This is a genomic window from Flavobacterium muglaense, from assembly GCF_014305155.1.
GTDB lineage: Bacteria > Bacteroidota > Bacteroidia > Flavobacteriales > Flavobacteriaceae > Flavobacterium > Flavobacterium muglaense.
In genome coordinates this window covers 1-23,722 of sequence record NZ_JACRUK010000002.1, presented here as the reverse complement: position 1 = coordinate 23,722, position 23,722 = coordinate 1, and the positions used below count along the sequence as shown (strand labels likewise).

The 23,722-nt window shown below is 34.2% G+C and carries 21 protein-coding genes; 16 read left to right on the top strand and 5 right to left on the bottom strand.

The genetic code is table 11. The annotated features are described in order from the left end of the window. The first annotated feature begins 239 nt into the window (after positions 1–239). From H8R24_RS01235 to H8R24_RS01205, 7 genes are all read left to right on the top strand, one after another. Positions 240–740, top strand: coding sequence for a hypothetical protein (locus H8R24_RS01235; RefSeq protein ID WP_187016891.1), 501 nt, complete (start codon positions 240–242; stop codon positions 738–740). Between the two features lie 178 nt (positions 741–918). Further along, positions 919–1,548: a hypothetical protein gene (locus H8R24_RS01230; protein WP_187016892.1), complete on the top strand. Its 630-nt coding sequence runs from the start codon at positions 919–921 to the stop codon at positions 1,546–1,548. A 72-nt stretch (positions 1,549–1,620) separates the two neighbouring features. Further along, entirely contained in the window at positions 1,621–2,400 is a 780-nt protein-coding gene (locus H8R24_RS01225) for a hypothetical protein (protein ID WP_187016893.1), read from the top strand. A gap of 261 nt (positions 2,401–2,661) precedes the next feature. After that, the gene (locus tag H8R24_RS01220; RefSeq protein WP_222621505.1) at positions 2,662–3,237 is read left to right on the top strand and encodes a tetratricopeptide repeat protein; all 576 of its coding nucleotides are present in this window, start codon (positions 2,662–2,664) and stop codon (positions 3,235–3,237) included. A gap of 166 nt (positions 3,238–3,403) precedes the next feature. Beyond that, entirely contained in the window at positions 3,404–4,009 is a 606-nt protein-coding gene (locus H8R24_RS01215) for a hypothetical protein (protein WP_187016895.1), read from the top strand. A gap of 188 nt (positions 4,010–4,197) precedes the next feature. Continuing rightward, positions 4,198–4,662 (top strand): hypothetical protein, encoded by a 465-nt coding sequence (locus tag H8R24_RS01210; RefSeq protein WP_187016896.1) that lies wholly within the window; start codon positions 4,198–4,200, stop codon positions 4,660–4,662. A gap of 424 nt (positions 4,663–5,086) precedes the next feature. Further along, complete coding sequence (locus H8R24_RS01205; protein WP_225876754.1) at positions 5,087–6,190, top strand: WG repeat-containing protein; 1,104 nt, start codon at positions 5,087–5,089, stop codon at positions 6,188–6,190. 19 nt (positions 6,191–6,209) lie between these two features. Here H8R24_RS01205 and H8R24_RS01200 read toward each other — a convergent pair whose 3' ends face one another. Beyond that, complete coding sequence (locus tag H8R24_RS01200) at positions 6,210–6,872, bottom strand: TrmH family RNA methyltransferase (protein ID WP_187016897.1); 663 nt, start codon at positions 6,870–6,872, stop codon at positions 6,210–6,212. Between the two features lie 196 nt (positions 6,873–7,068). Here H8R24_RS01200 and H8R24_RS01195 point away from each other — a divergent pair, with 196 nt between their 5' ends. Continuing rightward, complete coding sequence (locus H8R24_RS01195; protein ID WP_187016898.1) at positions 7,069–10,677, top strand: DUF2339 domain-containing protein; 3,609 nt, start codon at positions 7,069–7,071, stop codon at positions 10,675–10,677. A gap of 89 nt (positions 10,678–10,766) precedes the next feature. Here H8R24_RS01195 and H8R24_RS01190 read toward each other — a convergent pair whose 3' ends face one another. Then, the gene (locus H8R24_RS01190; RefSeq protein WP_187016899.1) at positions 10,767–11,144 is read right to left on the bottom strand and encodes a hypothetical protein; all 378 of its coding nucleotides are present in this window, start codon (positions 11,142–11,144) and stop codon (positions 10,767–10,769) included. A gap of 86 nt (positions 11,145–11,230) precedes the next feature. Here H8R24_RS01190 and H8R24_RS01185 point away from each other — a divergent pair, with 86 nt between their 5' ends. The 3 genes from H8R24_RS01185 to H8R24_RS01175 all read left to right on the top strand — a co-directional run bounded on the left by H8R24_RS01185 (position 11,231) and on the right by H8R24_RS01175 (position 15,908). Continuing rightward, positions 11,231–11,923 (top strand): SIR2 family NAD-dependent protein deacylase, encoded by a 693-nt coding sequence (locus tag H8R24_RS01185; protein WP_187016900.1) that lies wholly within the window; start codon positions 11,231–11,233, stop codon positions 11,921–11,923. A gap of 68 nt (positions 11,924–11,991) precedes the next feature. Continuing rightward, entirely contained in the window at positions 11,992–13,338 is a 1,347-nt protein-coding gene (gene purB, locus H8R24_RS01180; protein ID WP_187016901.1) for an adenylosuccinate lyase, read from the top strand. 332 nt (positions 13,339–13,670) lie between these two features. Then, positions 13,671–15,908 carry a cation:proton antiporter domain-containing protein gene (locus tag H8R24_RS01175; protein ID WP_187016902.1) on the top strand — a complete coding sequence of 746 codons (2,238 nt, stop codon included), beginning with the start codon at positions 13,671–13,673 and terminating at the stop codon, positions 15,906–15,908. A gap of 61 nt (positions 15,909–15,969) precedes the next feature. On the opposite strand, the gene guaB is transcribed toward H8R24_RS01175, so the two are convergent. Together guaB and H8R24_RS01165 are read right to left on the bottom strand one after the other, a co-directional pair. Continuing rightward, positions 15,970–17,442 (bottom strand): IMP dehydrogenase, encoded by a 1,473-nt coding sequence (gene guaB, locus H8R24_RS01170; RefSeq protein ID WP_187016903.1) that lies wholly within the window; start codon positions 17,440–17,442, stop codon positions 15,970–15,972. A 151-nt stretch (positions 17,443–17,593) separates the two neighbouring features. Continuing rightward, positions 17,594–18,457: a hydroxymethylglutaryl-CoA lyase gene (locus H8R24_RS01165; RefSeq protein WP_187016904.1), complete on the bottom strand. Its 864-nt coding sequence runs from the start codon at positions 18,455–18,457 to the stop codon at positions 17,594–17,596. 197 nt (positions 18,458–18,654) lie between these two features. Between H8R24_RS01165 and H8R24_RS01160 the strand changes: the two genes are divergently transcribed. Both H8R24_RS01160 and H8R24_RS01155 read left to right on the top strand, forming a co-directional pair. Beyond that, positions 18,655–19,266, top strand: a complete 612-nt coding sequence (locus tag H8R24_RS01160) for a hypothetical protein (protein ID WP_187016905.1) — start codon at positions 18,655–18,657, stop codon at positions 19,264–19,266. Beyond that, positions 19,263–19,961 (top strand): DUF3307 domain-containing protein, encoded by a 699-nt coding sequence (locus H8R24_RS01155; RefSeq protein WP_187016906.1) that lies wholly within the window; start codon positions 19,263–19,265, stop codon positions 19,959–19,961. Before H8R24_RS01160 ends, H8R24_RS01155 begins: the two co-directional genes overlap by 4 nt. Before the next feature lie 51 nt (positions 19,962–20,012). Here H8R24_RS01155 and H8R24_RS01150 read toward each other — a convergent pair whose 3' ends face one another. Continuing rightward, positions 20,013–21,035 (bottom strand): quinone-dependent dihydroorotate dehydrogenase, encoded by a 1,023-nt coding sequence (locus H8R24_RS01150; RefSeq protein WP_187016907.1) that lies wholly within the window; start codon positions 21,033–21,035, stop codon positions 20,013–20,015. Between the two features lie 151 nt (positions 21,036–21,186). Between H8R24_RS01150 and H8R24_RS01145 the strand changes: the two genes are divergently transcribed. The 3 genes from H8R24_RS01145 to H8R24_RS01135 all read left to right on the top strand — a co-directional run bounded on the left by H8R24_RS01145 (position 21,187) and on the right by H8R24_RS01135 (position 23,686). Next, the gene (locus H8R24_RS01145) at positions 21,187–21,702 is read left to right on the top strand and encodes a phosphoglycerate mutase family protein (RefSeq protein ID WP_187016908.1); all 516 of its coding nucleotides are present in this window, start codon (positions 21,187–21,189) and stop codon (positions 21,700–21,702) included. A gap of 130 nt (positions 21,703–21,832) precedes the next feature. Beyond that, positions 21,833–23,110 carry a peptidase T gene (gene pepT / locus H8R24_RS01140; protein ID WP_187016909.1) on the top strand — a complete coding sequence of 426 codons (1,278 nt, stop codon included), beginning with the start codon at positions 21,833–21,835 and terminating at the stop codon, positions 23,108–23,110. Continuing rightward, positions 23,111–23,686: a YdeI/OmpD-associated family protein gene (locus tag H8R24_RS01135; RefSeq protein WP_187016910.1), complete on the top strand. Its 576-nt coding sequence runs from the start codon at positions 23,111–23,113 to the stop codon at positions 23,684–23,686. It abuts the gene before it with no gap. The last annotated feature ends 36 nt before the right edge of the window (positions 23,687–23,722 follow it).

Below are 23,722 nucleotides of genomic sequence, written 5' to 3'. Positions count from 1 at the left end.
TTTGTGGTGATAAAAAACGTAAAAGCGCTTGCACATTAGCCTACGAAAGAGCGAATTTCTGAGCCGTACACGACTAGAAAAACAACAAACTAAACCACAGTCCTAAGAAGCTTACAACCGACTAATTAATGACAGAAATTCATTATATTTGATGAAGCATTTTAGACAATTACTGAAATAATAAAAAGGCCTATTTTAAAACAAGAAACAGCAAACCATCCAAAAACAGATTCATTATCATGAAAAAATTAATCAGCACCTTCCTACTAACGGTACTCCTGCCTACATTCATGTTTTGTCAAGATGCGACAAACCAAACCAGCGTTAAAACAAAAACAGGCATCATAAAAATTGAAGGACAATGGGAACAACTCAATACAGCTGAAGACTCAGGGCAAACCTATTTAAAAAACAAAGAAGGAGTAATCATCGCCGTTGCTCAAAACGCTAAAAAATCATATCCCTTTTTCGATAGCACCAAATCTAATGATGACAACCTTACCTCATTTTACACTTGGGACTCTGATTATTACAAAGAGAATAATTTTAAAACAGCAAAACTCAAAGAAAACAAAGCGCTAGAATACATTATTTGGAAATACAACGACAACAAAGCCGACAATGTATTTCTATTTGCTTCAACCAAAAATAGCTTCCTAAACCTACTTGTTTACACCAACAACTGGCCTGAAGCAGAAAAAATAATATTCCTTGAAAAAACATACAAACTAAATAAGTAAAATAACCAACTTGCATCACTACTTTAAAAAGTATACTAATGCATGACTTTAACCTACTTTAGTAAAAAACAGCAAACAGAAGACGCTGTTATAAGGTAGTTGTGCGTCAGTTTGGCGCTTCTAAAACAAAAAACTATTGCTTTATAAATAAATCAAAATCAATTAATCGTTAATTATTATGTTTCTAACAAAAGATCAAATTCATAGTGTGTTAAATAATGGTAACGAAAACATCAAAAATGAACTACTTGAAAAATCTAAATTTCTATTTAATCTTCTCCAAGACGATGATTGGTCATTTGTCATAAAATCACACTCTTTAATTGAATCATTAATTACTGAATTAATAATCAATAGAATTAATCAAATTGAACTAAAAAAAACAATCGAAAGAATGCCTCTGCATAATGATACTGTAAGTAAAATGGAAATAGTTAAAATTTATGAATTATTGTCAACTGAAGAAAGAAGTTTTATAAAAAACCTTACCGAAATAAGAAATGAAATAGTTCATAAGTATGAAAATATAAATTTCACATTTGAAAATTATATAAACAGATTTTCAGATAAAAACAAAAGAGAAAGATGGAGAAAAGTCCATTTATGGGAAAGCATGAGTAAAGAAACTAAAAAGGAGATAGAGAAAAACATATATGCAAATCCTAAATTTGGTGTTTGGCTTGCTCTATTAACATTTGTTTTTAATACTCATGAAAAAATAACCATAATTAAATCGGGGAAAATCACTCAAGAAATTGCAACGAAAAATTCAAAAATAATTGTTGATGACTGGCTATCAAAAGAATAAAACCGAACGAAAACACACGTTGTGCAACAGTTTAGAAGAACGAAAACGGATATTAAATCAAAACCATCTACTATGAAAAAAATAATCTTTTTAAGCATTTTAATTTCTTTTTTATCTTGTAAAAAAGATGAAGATAAACCATTAGAAGATGATGTACTACAAAATATTCCAAAAGAAGAATACGTACCTCAAACAATAGAAGTCGTAGTAGAATTACCTGAATATACTTTAATTAAAAAAGAAGATATTAGTCATAGGACATCATTGAATGATGTTAAAGCTCCAATTAATAAGAGATTTTCATATAAATTTTTAGTTTCTGACAAAATTAGAAGAGAACAAATTGAGCCACTTTTTACTAAATTAACTAAGGATATTATTTCAGAGGATAATGATATTGATGATATAACTATTTGGCTTTATAGTGATAAGAAATTAATGAATGGTTCGTATGATGTGGCTATGGCTACATGGGCACCTGTAGATGGCGAGGTCACTACAGATATTGCTGTAAATAACAATAGGGATTCATATAAATTAGTTACTACAATCCCGGATAACCTTGAAGAGTATTTGAGTAGAAGTAAAACAACCGTTATTGGAGGACTTAGTTTTGATTTGAGAAAGAAAATATATCAAGAATTATCTAATACAGAAACTAGGGCAAGAGAAATACTAGATAAAAAATATCCTTACACTGCTAATTTTGATACTGATAAATATGCTAATAAATTAGATGAATTGACCAAAAAATATGAAAAGGAAATTTCTAAGAAATATAAAATTGATGATAATATTGTAAAAAGTATTTATGATGAAGGAGATAAAAATGAATGGTATAATTTACAATAGAGATACTAATTTACTGTAAAGATTCTAAAACCGAACTATTGCGAAAGTATGAGCAAATACTTTTCTGTTCATAACGATGGAAAATCAAAACTAAAAAAATAAAACCGAACGCACAACAGCTGTTTTGATATAGCTGGAATTTAGTAGAATTATCGTTCCGCATCAAGTTTTCGTTAAGCCGAAAATTGAGCCGTTACGAACTTCCAACCATCTCAAAGTGGCAAAAAGTTGGTAGAAGTAATACAAAAAATAGGAGAATTTATGAACTTAACAGAAAACCAAATTTCAGAATTTAATAGTTATTATAACAAAGCTTGTACTTTACAAAAAGGAATAATTTTGATTGATGGTTATAGACCAAAAAATCTTGGTTTTTTTGAAAAAATGAGAGCTAAAAAAGCAATCTATAATTTTGAAAAAGCTTTAGAAATATATCCTGAAAGTTGGCAAACTTTATTTTTTATCGGTAAAATTTATCAGAGGTTTAGAGATTACGAAAAATCTTTAAATTTTATTGAACTCTCAATGAAATACGAAACTCAAAATCATGTACTTCCACAGGAAGCTTCATTGGTTTGCATGCATTTAAATCAAATAGCCAAAGCAATAGAATATTCAAAATTATCAATTAATATAAACCCTGAAAACGTTGCTTTACTTGGAAATCACGCAATGAATTTACTTGTTGCAGAATTTGATGTAGAAGCAAAAGATATTATTGAAAAAGCGATTTTGTTACATCCACAAGATAAAATAAATAGAAATATTAAACAGAAAATTGAAAATGTAATTTTAAAAAAGGAAAAAAGACCGAAATTTAACGATGCGATTCAATAATTAATACTGCCAACCGCTTTAAGCTAGCTGGAACTTAGTGGAATTATCGTTTCGAATCAAGTTTTCGTTAAGCCGAGAATACTCGTCTTCGAAGTTCGCAACCTCGCCAAGCGGAGCGAAAACCATGTGCATTACTTTGGAAAAATTGTGTAAAAAACCACTAAATATGAAAAACTTAATCTATTTATTATTCTTACTACCATTTTCAGGGAATTCTCAAACTAAAGAACTCTATGATTTAGCTTTCTCAAAAAAAGACAATTTTGAATTATTGAAAATAATGGGTGATAAAACTCCAAAACAGTTTCTGATAATTGATTCTACAATAGTTTGGCAACCAAAAACATTCTACCTTGAAAATGTAGATTTAAAAGATCCGAAAGTGGTTGAAGAAATTAATAACGAAGAACACCATTATTATCATTCTTTATACTTATTTGCAGACAAAACTCTTGATCTTTTAATTGAAGATAATGAGAAGAAGAAACTAAGCGAAAAAGCAAACTTGATTTCCTCAAAAAAAAATCAACTTCAAGGCCGTAATTACAATACAATCAAAAAATTCGATGAAAAAGGTTTTTACTTTTTGGTTTCTGAACCACTATACTCAACAAATGAAAAATTTGCTTTTTTATATATTGTAGCCAAACAAAAATCAATATTTCTTGACGAAGATTGGGATGAATATTTCGCAACATTTACAATTATGTTTCACAAAAGTGATAAAGAAAGATGGGAACAAATTGGAATCAAAGAACACTTTATACAATAAACCGAACGCACAACAGCCGTTTGCAAGATTTCAAATTATGTGGTAAAATCACGTTTACGTATCGCAAGAAATTTTATCTTTAACAGTAAATAATCGGCTACGAAGTTCGCAACCTCGCCAAGCGGCGGAACCGTTAGCGGTCAGCTTATAACAAAAACTATCTAAAAAAAGAACTGAATAAACTAAATATGAATAGTAAGGAATTAAATATCAGACAAGACATTTCAACTGACAATAAATTAAATAGAATTTATACTCAATTTAGCGAACTTTTGAACGAATTAAGAAAAAAAGAATTAAACAAAAATATTGAAAGGTCTATAAATGAAAGTATTGACAATCTAAATTCGTCAACTCTAAGTGGAACTCAATTGACTAAACTTGTGAAACAAAAACAAACAGCAATTTTAAAACAAGTTGAAAAAGAACAGAAAATAGTACCCAAAAATTATTATCGAACAATGTGGATGCTATTTGGAATGAGTGGAATTGGCTTGCCAATTGGAGTTGCTTTTGGTCTCAGTATTGGAAATATAGGACTTCTAGGACTTGGGCTTCCAATTGGAATGGCTATTGGACTTGCAATTGGTATGTCGTTGGACAAAAAAGCATTGAATGAGGGACGACAACTTGATATTGAAATTAAAAATTAATACCCTAAAAAAGCCGAACCGCTAACAACAGTTACAAGAAATGGCAAATTATGTGATAAAATCACGTTTACGTTTTGCAAGCAATTTTATCTTTAACAGTAAATAATCGGTTACGAATTTCGCAACCTCGCCAAATGGCAAAATGTCAAACTGTCTAAAAACCTCCTACTTCTTTATTTTTAATATTTGTATTAAAAATAGCTAAAAATGACAATCCTAACAACAAACGCATAGCGTAAACAAATCTATCCATCTACAATATATCTACAAATAAAAGGGATATTCTACCTCTCCTTGCTTCGCACCTCCGAACAACACAGCTATGTTAATAAATCAAGCTTAAAACGCTATTACAAACCAATTGCTTCCAATAACTTTCCATACAATTTTCGTTATATTTGAGCCTATTTAATTAGCTCACGACATGAAAACCAAAACATTCCTTTTGACTTTTTTTATAACAACCTTGACAATGCTCGCCCATGCGCAAGACAATACAATTTGGACTGCGTTTTACAATAAAAAAAACACCGCGATAGGGTATAAAGACCAAAAAGGGAACATTAAAATTAAACCAAAATTCACTTTATTCTCTCCTACTATTCGCTTTGAAAATATCATGGCTGTGTCTGAAGAAGACTCACAAGGCAGATGGAAAAGTTATTACCTTACCAAAAAGGGTAAAACAGTAGGCATAGACAGTTTGCATATTTTTGATCATAGTTTTGATTGCGAAAACGAGGGTTTTATTCGTTTTAGAGACAACAAAACAGACAAAGCAGGACTATTCGATAAAAACGGAGCTATTGCCATACCGGCACAATACAACGAATTAAGCCGTGTAAGCAATGGGCTTGTCACTGCAATCGCAGGAGCCGAAAAAACATATACAGACGATCGTGAACATTACGCATGGACAGGCGGCCAAGAATTTCTATTAGACACCCACAACAATGTAATTGTCGAGGATTTTAAACTAGATGACAACCTTAACTTCTTCTCTTTACTAAAAGCACCCACAGCAAGTACAGATCCTCTTAGAACTTCTTTTTTAACCAAAGATGGTGCCTATATCTCGTTTATAAATTTTAAGGAAGAATTCAAACAGTGGTTAACAACTGATTTATTGATTGACCTTACTAACAAAAAACTAATCAACGCATCCTTTGATATCATCACTTGGGATGCTCCAATACTTTATGAAAAAACAAAGCGTGAAGCTTTTATAGCCGCCAATTTTGAACTGATTAAAAAAGGATTATTAGAAATACTAAACCCAAAAACAAACTATTTCATCAGCAATGGCGGCATCAATCGAGCGCTATATGATGATGACGCATTTGATAAATACTACAACAATTGTGGAGAATCCACCGAAAATAAAAACCCAACCATGACTATTATAGTGTCACACACTATCCAAAGTGAGCTGAAACAAAACCAATACGAGTTTTTAAAAACCGAAACGGGTTATAAGCTAATTGGCGTTTTTATCAACGACGCACCAATCAAAAATCCAACCCCATAAAAATCAGGTTACCCGGATTCTATCTTGGATTCTCTTCAAAATATCGGGCTTCAATTCGTTTAATGTCTTTTATGGAATTCTTGGCCCAAGCCAAACGTTTTACCAAAATCTCTTCTTCCGAAAGATGCCAATCAATAGATGAGTTGCGAAGCCTATTAGTTAGATTTTGAATAATGATAGCGGCCGAAACGGAGATATTCAAACTCTCTGTAAAACCTACCATAGGGATTTTTAAAAATCCATCGGCACGCTGTAATATTTCTTCAGATAATCCATCTCGCTCTGTACCAAAAAATAAGGCACTGGGTTTCGTAATATCAAAATCGTCCATCAAGCAATCATTGTCATGCGGAGTCGTTGCAATGATTTGGTAACCCTTATTTTTCAACGTATCTACGCAATCAGTAATGCTATCATACGTATTAATATCAACCCATTTTTGGGCTCCCATAGCAATTTCTTTGTCGATGCTTTTTCCGTAACGTTGCTCAATAACATTGAGTTCTTGAATTCCAAAAACCTCACAACTACGCATCACCGCACTAGTGTTGTGCATCTGAAAAATGTCTTCGACAGCTATTGTAAAATGATTGGTTCGGTTTTCTAATACTTTCAAGAATTTCTCTTTGCGGTTATCAGTCAAAATGTTTTCAAGAAATTCTAGATACTTTAAATCAATCATAGTTGTTTTATTTGCTGCAAAAATAGTAAAAAAGAAAAAATAGCCACCAATTCACCCATTTACTCTTGTAAAAATTAAAATTACAAGCAATTCGAATTTTAGGTTCGAATGAAAAACAACAGTAACGACTCTTTAAACAAATTACTTTTGTAACCTTTTTAATACTTATATTTGGCATCAACCAAATTGGGTATTTATGGAAATTATAGTTTTTATTTTAGCAGCATGCATATTTGTATTATACAATAAATACACTGATTTAAAAAAAGACAATGATTCCATCAAAGACACCATAGATAGATACAGTCAGCAAAATGCGACTATAAAGGAAGAAATAGAGACACTGAAACAACTTGTTGCAGCAAAAACAGCTGCCACAGCCCCACATATATCAGTCATTGAAGAACCACTTGAACCCGAAATTCCGCTCGTTCCTGAACCCGTTGCAATTCCAATAATTGAAGAGATAATTCCTGTAGCAGATGCCATCGAAGAATATGAACCAGCTGCCTTTACATCAATTGAACCAGAAACTTTCAAAATAGAAGAATCAGTTATTGATTTTGAAAATTATCATGAATTCACAGCCGAAGAAAGCACTTATACTCCAGAAATAGCTCCTATTGTAGAAAAAGAATATGTAGAAAGTGCTTTTTCTAAATTTATAAAACAAGCCGAAAAACAATTTGCCGACAACTGGACTGGAATTCTAGGAACAGGCATCATGGTATTAGGAATAGGTTATTTAAGTATTTATACTGCCTTAAAGGTATCCCCTTTATTTCGTATTTTAATTTTATGGTTGTATGCAGGTATCCTTATGGGTGCCTACTATTTTCTTCAGAAAAAAGAAAAATGGGTCACAACAGGATTATGGCTTCGTAGTGCAGGAGCAAGTTTGTTTTTGTTTGGTTGTTACGGGGCTTCCCAAATTCCTGCTTTGTCCTTTATAACTAATTCTGTTGCCGGCTACGGACTAATTGCAGTAGGAATAGGTCTCAATTTATACATTGGGTACATTATAAAAAAACAAACTTTCCTTTCGCTCCATGTCATTCTGAGTATTTTGATACTCTGTGTTATTCCAGAAAAGACAGTAACTACTTTTATATTAGCAGCCATCACTGCCACAATTGGTATTGCGCTCTCGTACAAGGAAAAGTGGGAATTTCATTTATTGGTGGTTATTAGCGCCTTTATCATATTTGATATTTGGTTCAATGCACAAGGAACAAAACTATCAGCCACCGAAAATATTTTAGCCATCATTGGCATAATAACTGTTGCCGCAAGTTGCCTATTTATGCAATACCGATCCGTTTATGAAAACACTGTTTTTGATCGAGCCGCATTTATCACTCATTTGACGAATTGGCTTTTATTTGCCGTTGGTTTGCTATTGCATGCTACAGGTAGTCATTTTAAAACCTTCGTATTGTTTATAGGCGCTATTCTGTGTTTCTTTATTGCTCTAAAAGCTCGAAAGAAAAAGGTATATTGGTTGTATCACTTAGACGGCATGGTTTCGTTTATCCTATTGGCTTTAAGCATAATTATGTTGAATGACTGGAAAGTGGGCATAGACATTATCGCTTGTATTTTATACGCCTTGATACTGGTGTGTTTATTTGTTCTCTATAAAAACAAAGAAACTTTATTGTATAAAATATTCTTTGTTATCAATCAATTTGCAGCAGCTGGCTTACTATTCTTTAGCATTTTACTCATCAGTAAATCCTTCGAAGATGCTCAAATTACAAGTGCATTAGCGACCATGATTGTACTTTCTATTATGGCACTAGCTGTTCCTGTTTTTTCTTCGATCAAAAAAGAATTTCTATCCATTGATATACTCGATGAGAAATACAGTTTAAGCTTAAACGGAATCCTAGCAATTGCATTATGCATCCTATTACTTTTTCAAACCAATGCCGAATTACTGCACAATTTATTTGTGACCGTTTTATTTTTTATTGCAGTAAGTTGGTGCTTTTTACAAAATAAATTTAAAAACAATACTTTCGATCTTGGTCGAATGATCTTCTACTGTTTGAGTATTGGCATCACCGTTGCTACAATTAACTTGCAACACAAATCGAATTATGATTTTGCTTTTGCTCTTGGATTATTAGTCGTTATTGCATACAACTGGCAACAGAAAAACTGGTTTAACAACGATTTCATCATCCGTTTTATGGGTATTATTGGTGCCAATGCCGTACTTTTTGTGCTGGTTTACAAATACCTTGGTGACCATACCATTTTACAGGTCTTTAGTCTAGCAGCAATAGCTGTACTGAATCATGAATTTTTGTGGATCAACTACAAGAAGAAAAGCTTAATAGCCATTAATGAAACAGTTTTATATTTACTTTATTTTTTATTTACGATCCTAGCTAGTGCATTATTCTTGTACAAAACACCCGCTTTAACCAATCCAGAAATTGCATTGACTTGCATCGGACTCTCCACTATTCAAATTTATGTGTTATTTGCAAAAAGACTACGAAACAAAAGCGCTGAAACTAGCCCACAATGGACAAACCTTAATTTATTTAATTCGGAGCTACTTATTTTTAATGTTTTAGTATTTGGATTTACGTGCTTAGCAAATGACTATATTTCTATGTACTTGGCTGTATTTGCTCTTATTTTCTGCATTGCTTTTCAAAAATTAACCGAATTCAAGCGCTTTAATCTCTATTCATATCTATTGCTATTAGGAGGCATCATTATGACTGTTTATCTAGCTGCAGTAAATTATAACGCAACAAATAAAGTGCTCCAGTATACAACTCAAGCCGCAACTGTTGCGCTATCCATTGTTTACTACTATTTACAATTTAAAAACAAAGACCGCAAAGACCAAAGCATTACCACTAGCCTACCATACATTCAAAACCTATGGATTGTGGTATTGCTTTTTATCCAAGTACAATTTTCGTACCTCCCCGCTTTATTCATGGTATTGAGTTTACTTAATTTCGGACTCATTAGCACTAATTTCATAAAAGTAAAATACCAATTATTGTATGTCATTGCCACACTAGCAATTGTTGTATCCTTACTTTATAGTTTTAGTAATATGAATTCGTTTACAGCTATAGACTGGAGTGTACAACTAGGAAGTGTAGCACTTGGCTTAGTACTTGCTCTTTTCTTGAATAAAAAAGAAACAAACGACTCGCTGAAAAATAATTACCAAATTGTTCTCAACATCTGGCTTTCTCTTATCATGTTCTCACAGTTGCCACATAAATGGTTACCCGTTTTTTGGGCAGCCACAGCGATAATGAATTTGTATTTGTACCACCGTCAAATCTCGAAAAACAAAAACATTAGTATCATTTACTATTTACTAGCCAACTTGCATTTGGGTTTTTTGAGTTTTAATTTTTTCGAAAGCAAATTCTTAGCCATCTACCTTTTGATATTTGCGTTGATAGCGTCTTATATTTACCTAGCATACAAATGGATGGAGAAATTTGATCTAAAAAACAGTCTATTAATCTACCCTGCTACCTTGAGTATCGGTTGCTTTTTATACTTGACTTTTGATAAAGGAATACTAACATTCTTTTGGATTCTAGAAGCCTTAGGCTTACTAATTTTAGGAATAGCACTCAAGGAAAAATATTTTAGATACGTGTCGCTATCCTTAGTCGGAATTTGTGTTGTACGATTAATGTTCTTCGATTTATCTAATTCTGATTTCTTGATTAGAGCCTTAGTATTGCTAGGTGTGGGAATCGTATTATTAGTGATGAATAGTTTATTTAAAAAATACAAAGACCGTTTTGACTAAGCCTAGAATTCTATATTTCACTGCAAAGTAAGCGGTACAAAAAATGAAAAAATATTTGTACAATGCTCGGCAATAAAATGCTGTTTTTTTTATTTGTCAAAAATGGAGTTCATGACCTGCAAAAATACCGCTTCACCTAAAGTGACTTTTTTTACATCAGGAAAAATGGGCTTTTTTTCTATATTTTTCATCTCATAGCTAAGCAAACGGGTCGTATTCGTAAATGAATAATAACTACGAGAAGCCACAACTGAATTAAATCCTGGATGAGGATTGTAGATAGAAAAAGGTTTATCTAGCTTTGAGAAGTCGTACGAAAATTTGTTGATCTTAAAAAACGTGCCATTTAAAACTATGGAGTCGTTTCTAAATTCATTTTTGTCTAGTTGCAATTTACTGTTCTGCGCACAAGCAACAGATGAACTTAGTACAAGAGACAAAAAGAATAATTTATATAACGGATTCATTTTGTATTATTTTTAATCCAAATTTAAGCAAGATTTTAAAATAAAGTAATAGTTTCGTACCACTATCTCAAAACAAAAAGGAAACAATGAAAAAGAAATTAGTGGTTTTGACAGGAGCTGGAATTAGCGCCGAAAGTGGTATCAAGACCTTTCGAGACAGCGACGGACTCTGGGAAGGACATAATGTAATGGATGTCGCTACGCCTGAAGGCTGGCATAAAAACCCTGCCTTAGTACTGGATTTCTACAACCAAAGACGCAAACAACTTAAGGAAGTTACGCCCAATGCTGCGCATTATATCTTGGCCGAATTAGAACTAGATTTTGATGTGCAGATCATTACGCAAAACGTAGATGATTTGCATGAACGCGCTGGAAGTACCAATGTTTTACACTTGCATGGTGAGTTATTAAAAGTGCGAAGCACTGTAAACCCCAATTACATTCTAGATTGGACCGAGGATTTGAATTTTGGCGATTTTGATTTACAGCAACAGCAATTGCGTCCGCATATTGTATGGTTTGGTGAGGAAGTTCCAGCACTTGAAAAAGCTGTTGAACTTACTGAAACTGCTGATTTTTTTGCAGTAATTGGTACTTCATTACAAGTCTATCCTGCAGCAGGATTAATTGATTTTACGAGAGCAACAACACCCCTTTATTACATAGACCCCAAGCCTATTAGTATTAAAAATTTAAGGAATCCATTGCATCTAATTCCGGAAATTGCTTCAGAAGGTATGAAACAATTAAAAAATGTACTATTTGAGTTTATTTAAAAAAATATTCCTTTTATAAATTGCCTTTAAAGGTTTATATTTGTGCTTTTCCAATAAATAACACAACAATGACTACTTTAAACGAATTGAATGCTATTTCTCCAATTGATGGAAGATATAGAAGTAAAACCCTTTCTTTAGCTCCATTTTTCTCAGAAGAAGCTTTAATCAAATACCGCGTATTAGTTGAAATTGAATATTTCATTGCTTTGTGCCAAGTGCCGTTGCCGCAACTTGCAGGGGTAAATTCGGATTTATTTGAAAGCTTACGCAACATTTACAAAAACTTTTCTACTGAAGATGCCCTTTGGATTAAAGAAACAGAAAAAGTAACCAACCACGATGTAAAAGCGGTGGAATACTTTATCAAAGACGCTTTTGAAAAACTAGGTTTATCACAATACAAAGAGTTCATCCATTTTGGATTAACTTCACAAGATATCAACAATACTGCGATTCCGCTATCGACAAAAGAAGCGTTTGAGAAAGTATACATGCCTTCATTGATTACGCTAACTTCAAAATTGAAAGAATTAAGCATTGAATGGAAGGATATCCCTATGCTAGCGCGTACACACGGACAACCGGCCTCACCTACTCGTTTGGGGAAAGAAATTGGTGTTTTTGTAGAGCGTCTTGAAGAGCAAATGCGTTTGTTATTTAATATTCCGTTTGCCGCTAAATTTGGTGGAGCAACAGGAAATTACAATGCACATCATGTAGCCTACCCACAGATTGACTGGAAACAATTTGGAGGTAAATTTGTTGAAGACATCTTAGGTTTACACCACTCCTTCCCAACAACACAAATAGAACATTACGATCACTTTGCAGCGTTTTTTGACGCTTTAAAAAGGATCAACACCATAATAATTGACTTAGATAGAGATATTTGGACGTATGTTTCAATGGAATATTTCAAGCAAAAAATCAAAGCAGGAGAAATTGGTTCATCGGCTATGCCACATAAGGTTAACCCAATTGATTTTGAAAACTCAGAAGGAAATTTAGGAATAGCAAACGCTATTTTTGAGCACCTTTCGGCAAAATTACCGTTGTCAAGATTGCAACGTGATTTAACAGATAGTACTGTTTTAAGAAATGTAGGTGTGCCAATTGGTCACACGATCATAGGCTTTGAAGCTACTTTGAAAGGATTGAACAAATTACTATTGAACGAATCTAAATTTCACGAGGATTTAGAGAAAAACTGGGCAGTAGTTGCAGAGGCAATCCAGACGATTTTACGTCGTGAGGCTTATCCAAATCCGTACGAAGCATTAAAAGGATTGACAAGAACTAATGAAGCAATTGATAAAAAAGCGATTCATGGTTTTATAGCAACACTTGATGTTTCTGAAGAAATAAAAGCTGAATTAATGAAAATTACACCAAGTAATTTCTTAGGAATCTAAAAGAGAATGCGCAAAATTGCAAATTCTAGGTTTCTATTTTTTTGAATATGGCAAAACTGGCCAAAACGTTCAAATTATAGAAAAATAATCTTTGAAAAAAGCTATCTTTATCGATAGCTTTTTTTTTGAATTGCTCCTTTTGAGGTTCAAAAAACGAAATTAATAAATACAATCATAACTAGCCCAGATTGTAATGGAAAGCCTAGCGGGAAGAAAACTATTTTTATGGCAGTGGGCAGAGTGACCAAAGGAAACTCCTGAACATGCCTAATAAAAAAGTTTTGTGACCACTAGCTTGAAATGAAAAGCTGGAATAGCTACAACAATATATTATGAGTACCGCAGCAACAGTAGCCGAAACGAGCACGCATCTTGAACCACTTATTACCGACTTAGGATTGATCCTGATGACGGCAGGGATTGCCGTTTTAATATTTAAGAAACTGAAACAACCATTGGTTTTGGGGTATCTTATTGCGGGTTTTTTGGCTGGAAATCACTTTGACTTTTTCCCATCAGTTAAGGACATTAAGAGTGTCGAGGTTTGGGCCGAGATTGGGGTAATTATTTTACTATTTAGCCTAGGGCTCGAATTTAGCTTTAAGAAATTAATGAAGGTGGGCGGAACTGCCTCTATTACTGCCGTCACACAAATTGTTACGATGGTTTTAATGGGTTTTCTTGTAGGGAAATGGATGGGCTGGGGCCAAATGGACTCGATTTTTCTAGGAGTGATCCTCTCGATTTCCTCGACAACGATCATCCTCAAAACCTTTGACGAACTGGGCGTAAAAGCAAAGAAGTTTGCCGGAATCGTAATTGGATCGCTGATTGTTCAAGATATTGTTGCCATTTTAATGATGGTTTTACTATCTACTGTAGCGGTAAGTCAGAAATTTTCGGGTACCGAATTATTAATGTCGGTTTTAAAACTTGTATTCTTTTTGACCGCTTGGTTCATTGGTGGAATCTTCTTTATTCCTTCTTTATTAAAAAAAGCAAAAGACTTATTAACCGATGAAATGCTATTAATTATCTCGCTTGCGCTTTGCTTGATGATGGTAATGCTGGCTTCAAATGTTGGTTTTTCACCTGCTTTGGGTGCTTTTATCATGGGATCCATCATTGCCGAAACCACGCAAGCCGAGCATATTGAACATCTAGTAAAACCCGTAAAAGATTTATTTGGTGCTATTTTCTTTGTATCTGTTGGGATGTTAATTGATCCTGTTACATTGTACGAACATGCTGTACCAGTAATGATCCTGACTTTTGTGACCATTTTTGGTCAATCGATCAGTTCGACTATTGGTGCTTTAATATCAGGGCAACCTTTGAAACAATCGGTACAAACAGGAATGAGTTTGTCGCAAATTGGGGAGTTCTCATTTATTATTGCGACGCTAGGAATGTCAATGCATGTGACGAGTTCGTTTTTATACCCTATCGTTGTGGCGGTATCTGCAATTACAACATTTACAACACCTTTTATGGTAAAGATGGCGGTACCTTTTTCGGAAATATTAGAAAGAAAATTGCCTAAAAAATGGTTAAAAAATATTGCTCGTTATAGTACTAATGCGCAAGCTATACGCGCCGTTAGTACTTGGCAAATTGTTATACGTGCGTACTTAATGCAAATTATTTTAAACACGATTATTATCACATCGGTCATCTTACTATCGGCAAATTATATTTTACCCTTAGTGGCTGATAATAAATTTGGAAACGCGATTGCCGCCTTAATTACTATTATTGTTATTTCGCCATTTTTATGGGCATTATCGTTGCGCCGTGTTGCAGTAGAGCAAGTAGATGCGCTATATAAAGAACGTAAATACCGTGGACCTATATTGATGATGATCTTTTTTAGAATGGGGCTTGCTTTGTTTTACATTGGATTTTTATTGAATATTTTCTTCTCCCCTATTATTGCCTTCTTTGCTTTGGTAGCATCGGTTACGTTGTATTTCTTTTTTCCAAAGCAACTGCATGCACAGTATCATAAAATTGAAAATCACTTTTTGAAAAACCTCAACAACAGAGAAATAAAAAAAGTAGACCGCCGCCATGCAAATTTAACGCCTTGGGACGGGCATATGTCAACATTTGAAATTGCTGCCGAATCCAATTTGGCAGGAAAAACGTTGCGTGAATTGCAAGTTCGAGAAGATCTGGGGATCAATATTGCTTTTATAAAACGTGGTGAATTGACCATTCAAATTCCAAACAAACTAGAACGTCTGTTTCCAGGTGACGAGATTTGCGTCATTGGTACCGATGAACAAGTAGAACAATTTTCTAAGTATTTGAAGGTAAACGAAATTAAAGAACCTACAAAAGCAGACAATAACCTTGTTTTAAAACAGATCGAATTGAATAACGCCGAATTCATTGGAATAAGCGTAGGACAATCAAAACTTAGGGAACGAACGAATGGTTTACTGGTAGGAATTGAACGTAATGGGCAACGAATACTAAATCCTGAATCCAATATTGTACTTCAAAAAGATGATATTTTATGGATCGTAGGAAACAATAAATTAATGAATTCTTTATTCCCTGAATAGAAACAAAAAAGGCAAAAGTAAAACACTTTTGCCTTTTTTTTATAACTATAGAATTACTTAATTATCTTGAATAATTAGGAGCTTCTTTTGTAATAGTAACATTATGTGGGTGACTTTCATTGATTCCGCTAGCAGTGATACGAACAAAACGTCCTGTTTCTTGCAAAGTAGGAATGTCTTTAGAACCACAGTACCCCATTCCGGCACGAAGACCACCAATGAATTGTAACATGCTTTCGTTTAACTCTCCTTTGTACGGTACACGACCTACAATTCCTTCAGGAACTAATTTTTTTACATCATCTTCAACGTCTTGAAAATAACGGTCTTTAGAACCCGTTTCCATTGCTTCTACAGAACCCATTCCTCGGTACGACTTGAATTTTCTACCTTCGAAAATGATTGTTTCACCAGGAGATTCTTTTGTACCTGCTAGAAGCGAACCTAACATTACACAGTCAGCACCTGCGGCTAAAGCCTTAGGAATATCACCAGTATAACGAATTCCACCATCAGCAATTACAGGAACACCTGTCCCTTTTAAAGCAGCAGCTACTTCAAGCACTGCAGAAAATTGAGGAAAACCAACACCTGCAACGATACGAGTAGTACAAATTGAACCCGGTCCAATTCCAACTTTTACTCCATCTGCACCATTTTCAACTAAAAATTTAGCGGCTTCAGGGGTAGCAATGTTACCAACGATAACATCGATTTGAGGAAATTTAGTTTTCACCTCTTTTAATGTATTCACTACACCTTGTGTATGTCCGTGTGCAGTATCAATAATGATAGCATCTACACCCGCATTTACTAAAGCTTCAGCTCTATCTATTGCATCTCCTGTAACACCAATAGCTGCCGCTACACGCAAACGTCCGAAAACATCTTTGTTAGCAATAGGTTTTTGAGTTAGTTTAGTGATATCTCTAAAAGTAATTAAACCCACTAATTTATTAGCTGCGTTTACTACTGGAAGTTTTTCTATTTTGTGACCTTGTAACACCACTTCAGCTTGCTCAAGAGAAGTTCCTTCGGCTACGGTAACTAAGTTTTCACTTGTCATTACCTCAACAATAGGACGAGCTCCATTTTTCTCAAAACGTAAATCTCTGTTCGTTACAATTCCTTTTAATATTTGATTTTGATCTACAATTGGAATTCCACCAATACCGTATTCTTTCATCGCGCTTTTTGCATCAGCAACAGTAGATGTAAGCAGCAATGTTACCGGGTCAATAATCATACCTGATTCAGCACGTTTTACTTTGCGAACTTTAGCAGCTTGTTGCTCGATAGTCATGTTTTTATGAAGTACACCAATTCCTCCTTCTTGCGCCATAGCAATAGCCATTGCACTTTCGGTAACAGTATCCATAGCAGCAGATACTATAGGAACGTTAAGTGTTATATTTCTTGAAAATTTAGATTTGATACTCACTTCGCGAGGAAGCACATTAGAGTAATTTGGAACTAATAAGACATCATCGTAGGTTAAACCTTCGCCGATAATTTTGGAGTTGTGTGCTATCATGGTGCAATTTCTAGTTGAATTGCGTGCAAATATAGTGAATTTATCAATATAATTTTTAAAAACTACCTAATAAATATTCAACAGCATACCGCCACTTGGTTTTTGGCTTGTATTAAGATTGAAAAGTACTAATAAAAAAAGGGAATTAGATCTAATGGAATTCGCCAAATAATTTTGAAGCTTCATTATAAGCACTTTCAAAACTCAATGGATTTAAATTAGTGGTTACTTTATTAGACGTGAAATAAGACAACAATTTTTCCGTAGGCATATTTCCTGTCAAGTCGTCTTTTGCCATTGGGCAACCACCAAAACCCTGAATAGCACCATCAAAACGTGTACAACCCGCTTTATAAGCAGCCTCCACTTTTCCGAACCATTTATCTGGCGTAGTATGCAAGTGCGCACCAAACTCCATTTCTGGATATTTTGGAATCAGATTAGAAAACAAATAGCTAATAACATCTGGTGATGAACTGCCCACAGTATCCGATAAAGAAAGAATTTTTACGCCCATATTTGACATTTTTTCTGTCCACTCTCCTACTATATCGACGTTCCAAGGATCTCCATATGGATTTCCAAAGCCCATTGATAAATAAGCAACTACTTCCTTATTGGTTTGATCAGCAATTTCAAGAATCTCCGTTAAAGTGATTAATGATTCAGCTATTGTTTTGTGTGTGTTACGCATTTGAAAATTCTCCGAAATCGAAAATGGATAACCTAAATATTGAATTTCGGCATGCTTTGAAGCCATTTCAGCACCTCTTGTATTGGCAATAATTGCTAACAGTTTACTGGTAGTTTGAGAAAGATCTAACTGTGCCAAAACTTCGGCAGTATCTACCATTTGCGGAATTGCTTTTGGAGAAACAAAACTCCCAAAATCAATGGAATCAAAACCTACCCTCAGCAATGCTTGTAAATAAGCTACTTTCCTTTCAGTAGGAATGAAAGGCTTGATTCCTTGCATGGCATCACGTGGACATTCTATAATTTTTACTGGCTTCATATAATTTCAAAGATAGAAAAACAATTAAGATTTCTAAATAAAGCTTTCCAAATTTTATGTTTTTTAACGTATGCCAAAATTGAGTAATAAACTACTTTATTACATTATTTGGTAATATTGTTATTTATTACGTTATTTGGTAATAAATATTTTAATTTAAAACTACCAATCGTATTTAATTATACTTATATTTGACTATGACAACTATTATAACAGGAGATATTATCAATTCTAGAAAGTTAGCTTCCGCTGAATGGATACTGGGATTGAAGCAGTTACTCACTACCCTAGGTAACACTCCTAGTCAATGGGAAATTTATCGTGGTGATGAATTTCAGCTAGAAATCACCAATCCAACTGATGCTTTACACCATGCCATTTTAATAAAAGCGTACTTAAAAAGCATTAAAATTGATGCCAGAATGAGTATCGGTTTTGGTTCAAAAACCTATTCGGCTACAAAAATATCCGAGAGTAACGGAACTGCGTTTATCCGTTCTGGAGCATTATTTGATACTTTAAAAAAACAAAAAATAAACCTCGCTGTCAATACCGGCAACCTTGACTGTGACAAAGAAATCAATTTAATGCTCCGCTTAGGCCTTACCATTATGGATAATTGGTTAGTTCAAGCAGCAGAACTCGTGCTTGTGAGCTTGCAAAACCCATCTTTATCTCAAGAAGAAATTGGGCAGTTACTAAGCATCAACCAAGCTGCTGTTAGTAGACGTAGATCGAGAGCGAAATTTGATTTGATCATCGAATTAGAACAATATTTTAGACAAAAAATAAAAACTATTGCAATATGATTATTTTGGTAAAATTATTTTTAGCGCATATTTTAGGGGACTTCCTACTACAACCCAATTCGTGGGTAGCCGACAAAGAGCGCAAAAAACACAAAAGCATTTATCTTTATATTCACATTGCAATTCACGCACTTTTAGCCTTTATCATTGTAGGTGAATATGATTTTTTAGGACTTGCATTTGTGCTCGCAGCTATACACGGATTTATTGATTACACCAAATTGCGTTTTCAAAAAAATAAAACCAAACGCAACTGGTTCTTAGTGGATCAAGCACTCCATGTTTTAGTAATCCTAGGAATAGCATACCTCTACAAGTCTGATTTATTTGAATTTAAAACCCCCGAAAATTCTTTTTGGATTCTCAGTACCGGCATTATTTTCTTGACAAAACCCACATCCATTTTAATCAAAAATGCCATTTCGATCTGGACACCTGAAAAAAGAAACCATCAGGATAATTCTTTATCGAATGCTGGGAATTACATCGGAATCCTAGAGCGTTTGTTTGTATTTACTTTTATCCTTACAGGACATTTTGAAGCCATTGGTTTTTTACTAGCAGCCAAATCCATTTTTAGATTTGGTGATTTAAAAGAAGCCAAAGACCGAAAATTAACCGAATATGTACTTATTGGTACCTTAGTTAGTTTTGGTATTGCTTTGTCTACCGGACTGATCGTTCAATCCTTATAAAACAAAAAAGCCCGTATAAAACGGACTTTCTATTGTTATGATGCGAATCTGTTAGTTCATTCGCGCTAAAACTTTCTTATTGATTGCTTTTACCAAAGCGGGACCTTCGTAAATAAAACCCGTATACAATTGTACCAAACTAGCACCAGCATCCAGTTTTTCTATAGCATCTTCGGCAGTATGAATTCCGCCCACTCCTATTATAGGAAATGCTTTATTACTTTTTTCAGATAAAAAACGAATCACTTCTGTAGCACGTTTTGCCAATGGTTTTCCAGATAATCCACCCATCTCTGCTTTATTAACCGATTGTAAACCTTCGCGAGAAATAGTCGTATTGGTGGCAATTACACCAGCGATTTTAGTTACTGCTACAATATCAATAATATCTAACAACTGTTCATCTGTTAAATCGGGAGCAATTTTAAGCAACACAGGCTTTTGCTTTGGCTTAGCCAAATTTTTATTTTGAAGCGTTTGCAACAATTCTGTCAACGGCTCTTTATCCTGTAAGGCACGAAGATTTGGCGTATTTGGCGAGCTTACATTTACAACAAAATAATCTACATGCTCGTATAACGCATCAAAACAGATTTCATAATCCGATGTTGCTTCCTCGTTTGGTGTCAATTTATTTTTACCAATATTTCCACCAATCAAAACACCATTATTTGCCTTTAATCGTTCTACGGCTTCAAGCACTCCGCCGTTGTTAAATCCCATTCGGTTGATGATTGCCGAATCTTCCTTTAAACGGAACAAACGTTTTTTAGGGTTGCCTTCTTGCCCTTTTGGCGTTAAAGTTCCTATTTCTATAAAACCGAAACCAAAGTTTGACAACTCCTTATATAATTTGGCATCTTTATCAAAACCCGCTGCTAATCCTACTGGGTTTTTAAACTTTAGACCAAAAACTTCTGTCTCTAATCGTTTATCATCTACTAAATATAGCGAACGATAAAGAGCCGAAAAACCTGGGATTTTAGACGTAAAACGAACTAGAGAAAAAGTGAAATAATGAATTTTTTCGGGATCAAACAGAAAAAATAACGGTCGAATAAGTAGTTTGTACATAGCTTTTTAGTTGTGTTTGCAAAAATAGAATTATATCGACGATAAATAAATATTTATTCCTTAAAAATTAAAAAACCGATTTAACAGAAGCATTATCGCATTATTATGAATATTTAGTAATAAATTAGCCGAAATAATTAAATACAAAACCATGAAAACACGTATCAGTCTATTATTATTGTTTATATCGCTAACCGTTTTCGCTCAAAGCAAAACACCTACAACGATTTACCTAGTACGTCATGCAGAAAAAATGACAAACGATCCAGCTGAAACAAATCCTTCATTAAGCTCAAAAGGAACAGACAGGGCAATTGAACTTGCTCAAACACTAAAGGACAGCCCGATATCTACTATATACACTACAGACACCAATCGCACTTGGTCTACAGCAGCACCAACATCTGAATACAAAGGAATTGATATTTTAAAGTACGATGCTAAAAACTTAAACGTCGCAGCGACAACTATTTTAAAAGAAAACAAAGGAAAAACAATATTAATCATTGGACATTCTAACACCGTTCTAGAAACTATTGAGGCACTTGGTGGTAAAAGACCTATTGAAAACATAGGAGACTTAGACTACAACAATTTGTTTTTATTAGTAATCAATTCTGACGGAACAACCACAACCACTTTGACTAAATACGGCGCTGCAAACTAGAACCTAAGCCGTTAGCTACAATTACCAATAAATCGGATTTAGACCGAATCAACCGTACTGATATATGGAGTTTTCTTTACAAAACTCTAAAGAATCCGTACCTTTACACCACATTAAAAAAAATACTTTTATGCAACATATTATAGATCGTTTCATCAGTTACGTAACTGTTGATACGGAGTCAGATCCAAACTCAACAACAACACCCAGTACTGCAAAACAATGGGACTTAGCGAACCAACTGGTAGCAGAGTTAAAAGCTATTGGAATGCAAGATGTTACCATTGACGATAAATCTTATATCATGGCAACTTTGCCAAGTAATGTAGCTCATGAAGTACCTACTATTGGTTTTGTAGCACACTTTGATACTACGCCTGACTTTACTGGAGCTAATGTTAATCCGCAAATCATTAAAGACTATGACGGAAAAGATATTGTTTTAAATGCGGAGCAAAATATTGTTTTATCACCAAGCTATTTCAAAGATTTATTACAATACAAAGGACAAACCTTAATCACAACTGACGGAACTACTCTTCTAGGCGCTGATGATAAAGCTGGAATTACCGAGATTGTTACGGCAATGGAATTCTTAATCAACAATCCTGACATCAAACACGGAAAAATTAGAGTTGGTTTTACTCCTGATGAAGAAATTGGTCGTGGAGCACATCACTTTGACGTAGAGAAATTTGGTGCTGAATGGGCTTACACCATGGATGGAAGTCAGATAGGTGAATTAGAATATGAAAATTTTAATGCGGCTGGAGCCAAAATTACTTTTAAAGGTAAAAGTGTGCACCCTGGCTACGCCAAAGGCAAAATGATCAACTCGATGTTGATTGCTAACGAATTCATTAAAGCATTACCATCTAGTGAGACCCCAGAAAGAACAAAAGGCTACGAAGGTTTTTATCATGTACACCATTTAACAGGAAGTATAGAAGAAACGGTTCTTGAATTAATCATTAGAGATCATAGCAAAATAAAATTCGAAAAGAGAAAAGAAAAAATCGAGAAAATCACCGCTAAGATCAACAAGAAATTCGCAAAGCAATTTGGAGAAGACATTGCAATTGCCGAGGTAAAAGATCAGTATTACAATATGAAAGAAAAGGTAGTACCTGTAAAACATATTGTAGACATTGCCGAAAAAGCAATGAAAGAATTAAACATCAAACCGTTAATCAAGCCAATACGTGGTGGAACTGATGGTTGTCAATTATCATACATGGGATTGCCTTGCCCAAACATCTTTGCCGGCGGACACAACTTTCATGGTAAATACGAGTACGTTCCAGTAGAAAGCATGCAAAAAGCAGTAGAAGTAATAGTGAAAATTGCCGAATTGACTTCGATGCCTAACTTTGGATTGGAAGTATCTAAAAAGAAAAAAGGAAAATAAATGGATCCTTCAGTGCCAAAAAAACACAGCTGGGATAAAAATAATAACTGGACCGAAGAATTAAATCGACTGAAGGTAATTATTGCTCAAACTGAACTCGTTGAAACCATAAAATGGGGCGCTCCTACTTATGTTTTAAACGGTAAAAACATAATTGGCATTGGAGGTTTTAAAAGTTATTTTGGCATCTGGTTCTTTAATGGCGTTTTCCTAAAAGACGAACACAAGCTATTAGTAAACGCTCAAGAAGGGGTAACCAAGTCTTTACGTCAATGGCGCTTTAATAGTATCAAAGAAATCGATGAGAAGAGAGTTCTTACTTACGTTCTTGAAGCAATTGCAAACGAGAAGGCTGGAAAAAGCAGCAACCCAACTGTAAAAAAAACCGTTATCTCCGTACAATTGCAACTCGCACTTGATAGCAATGATACTTTGGCGAAAGCCTTTCAAAAATTCACCGCCGCCAAGAAGCGAGAGTTTCATGACTATATTGAAGAAGCAAAACGGGACACCACCAAAATTACCCGAATTGAAAAACTAAACCACTATGGACTGAAAGTCCATAGATTTGGTTAGCAGACTTAAAGTCTGCACGGTTGCTAGTCTTCAATT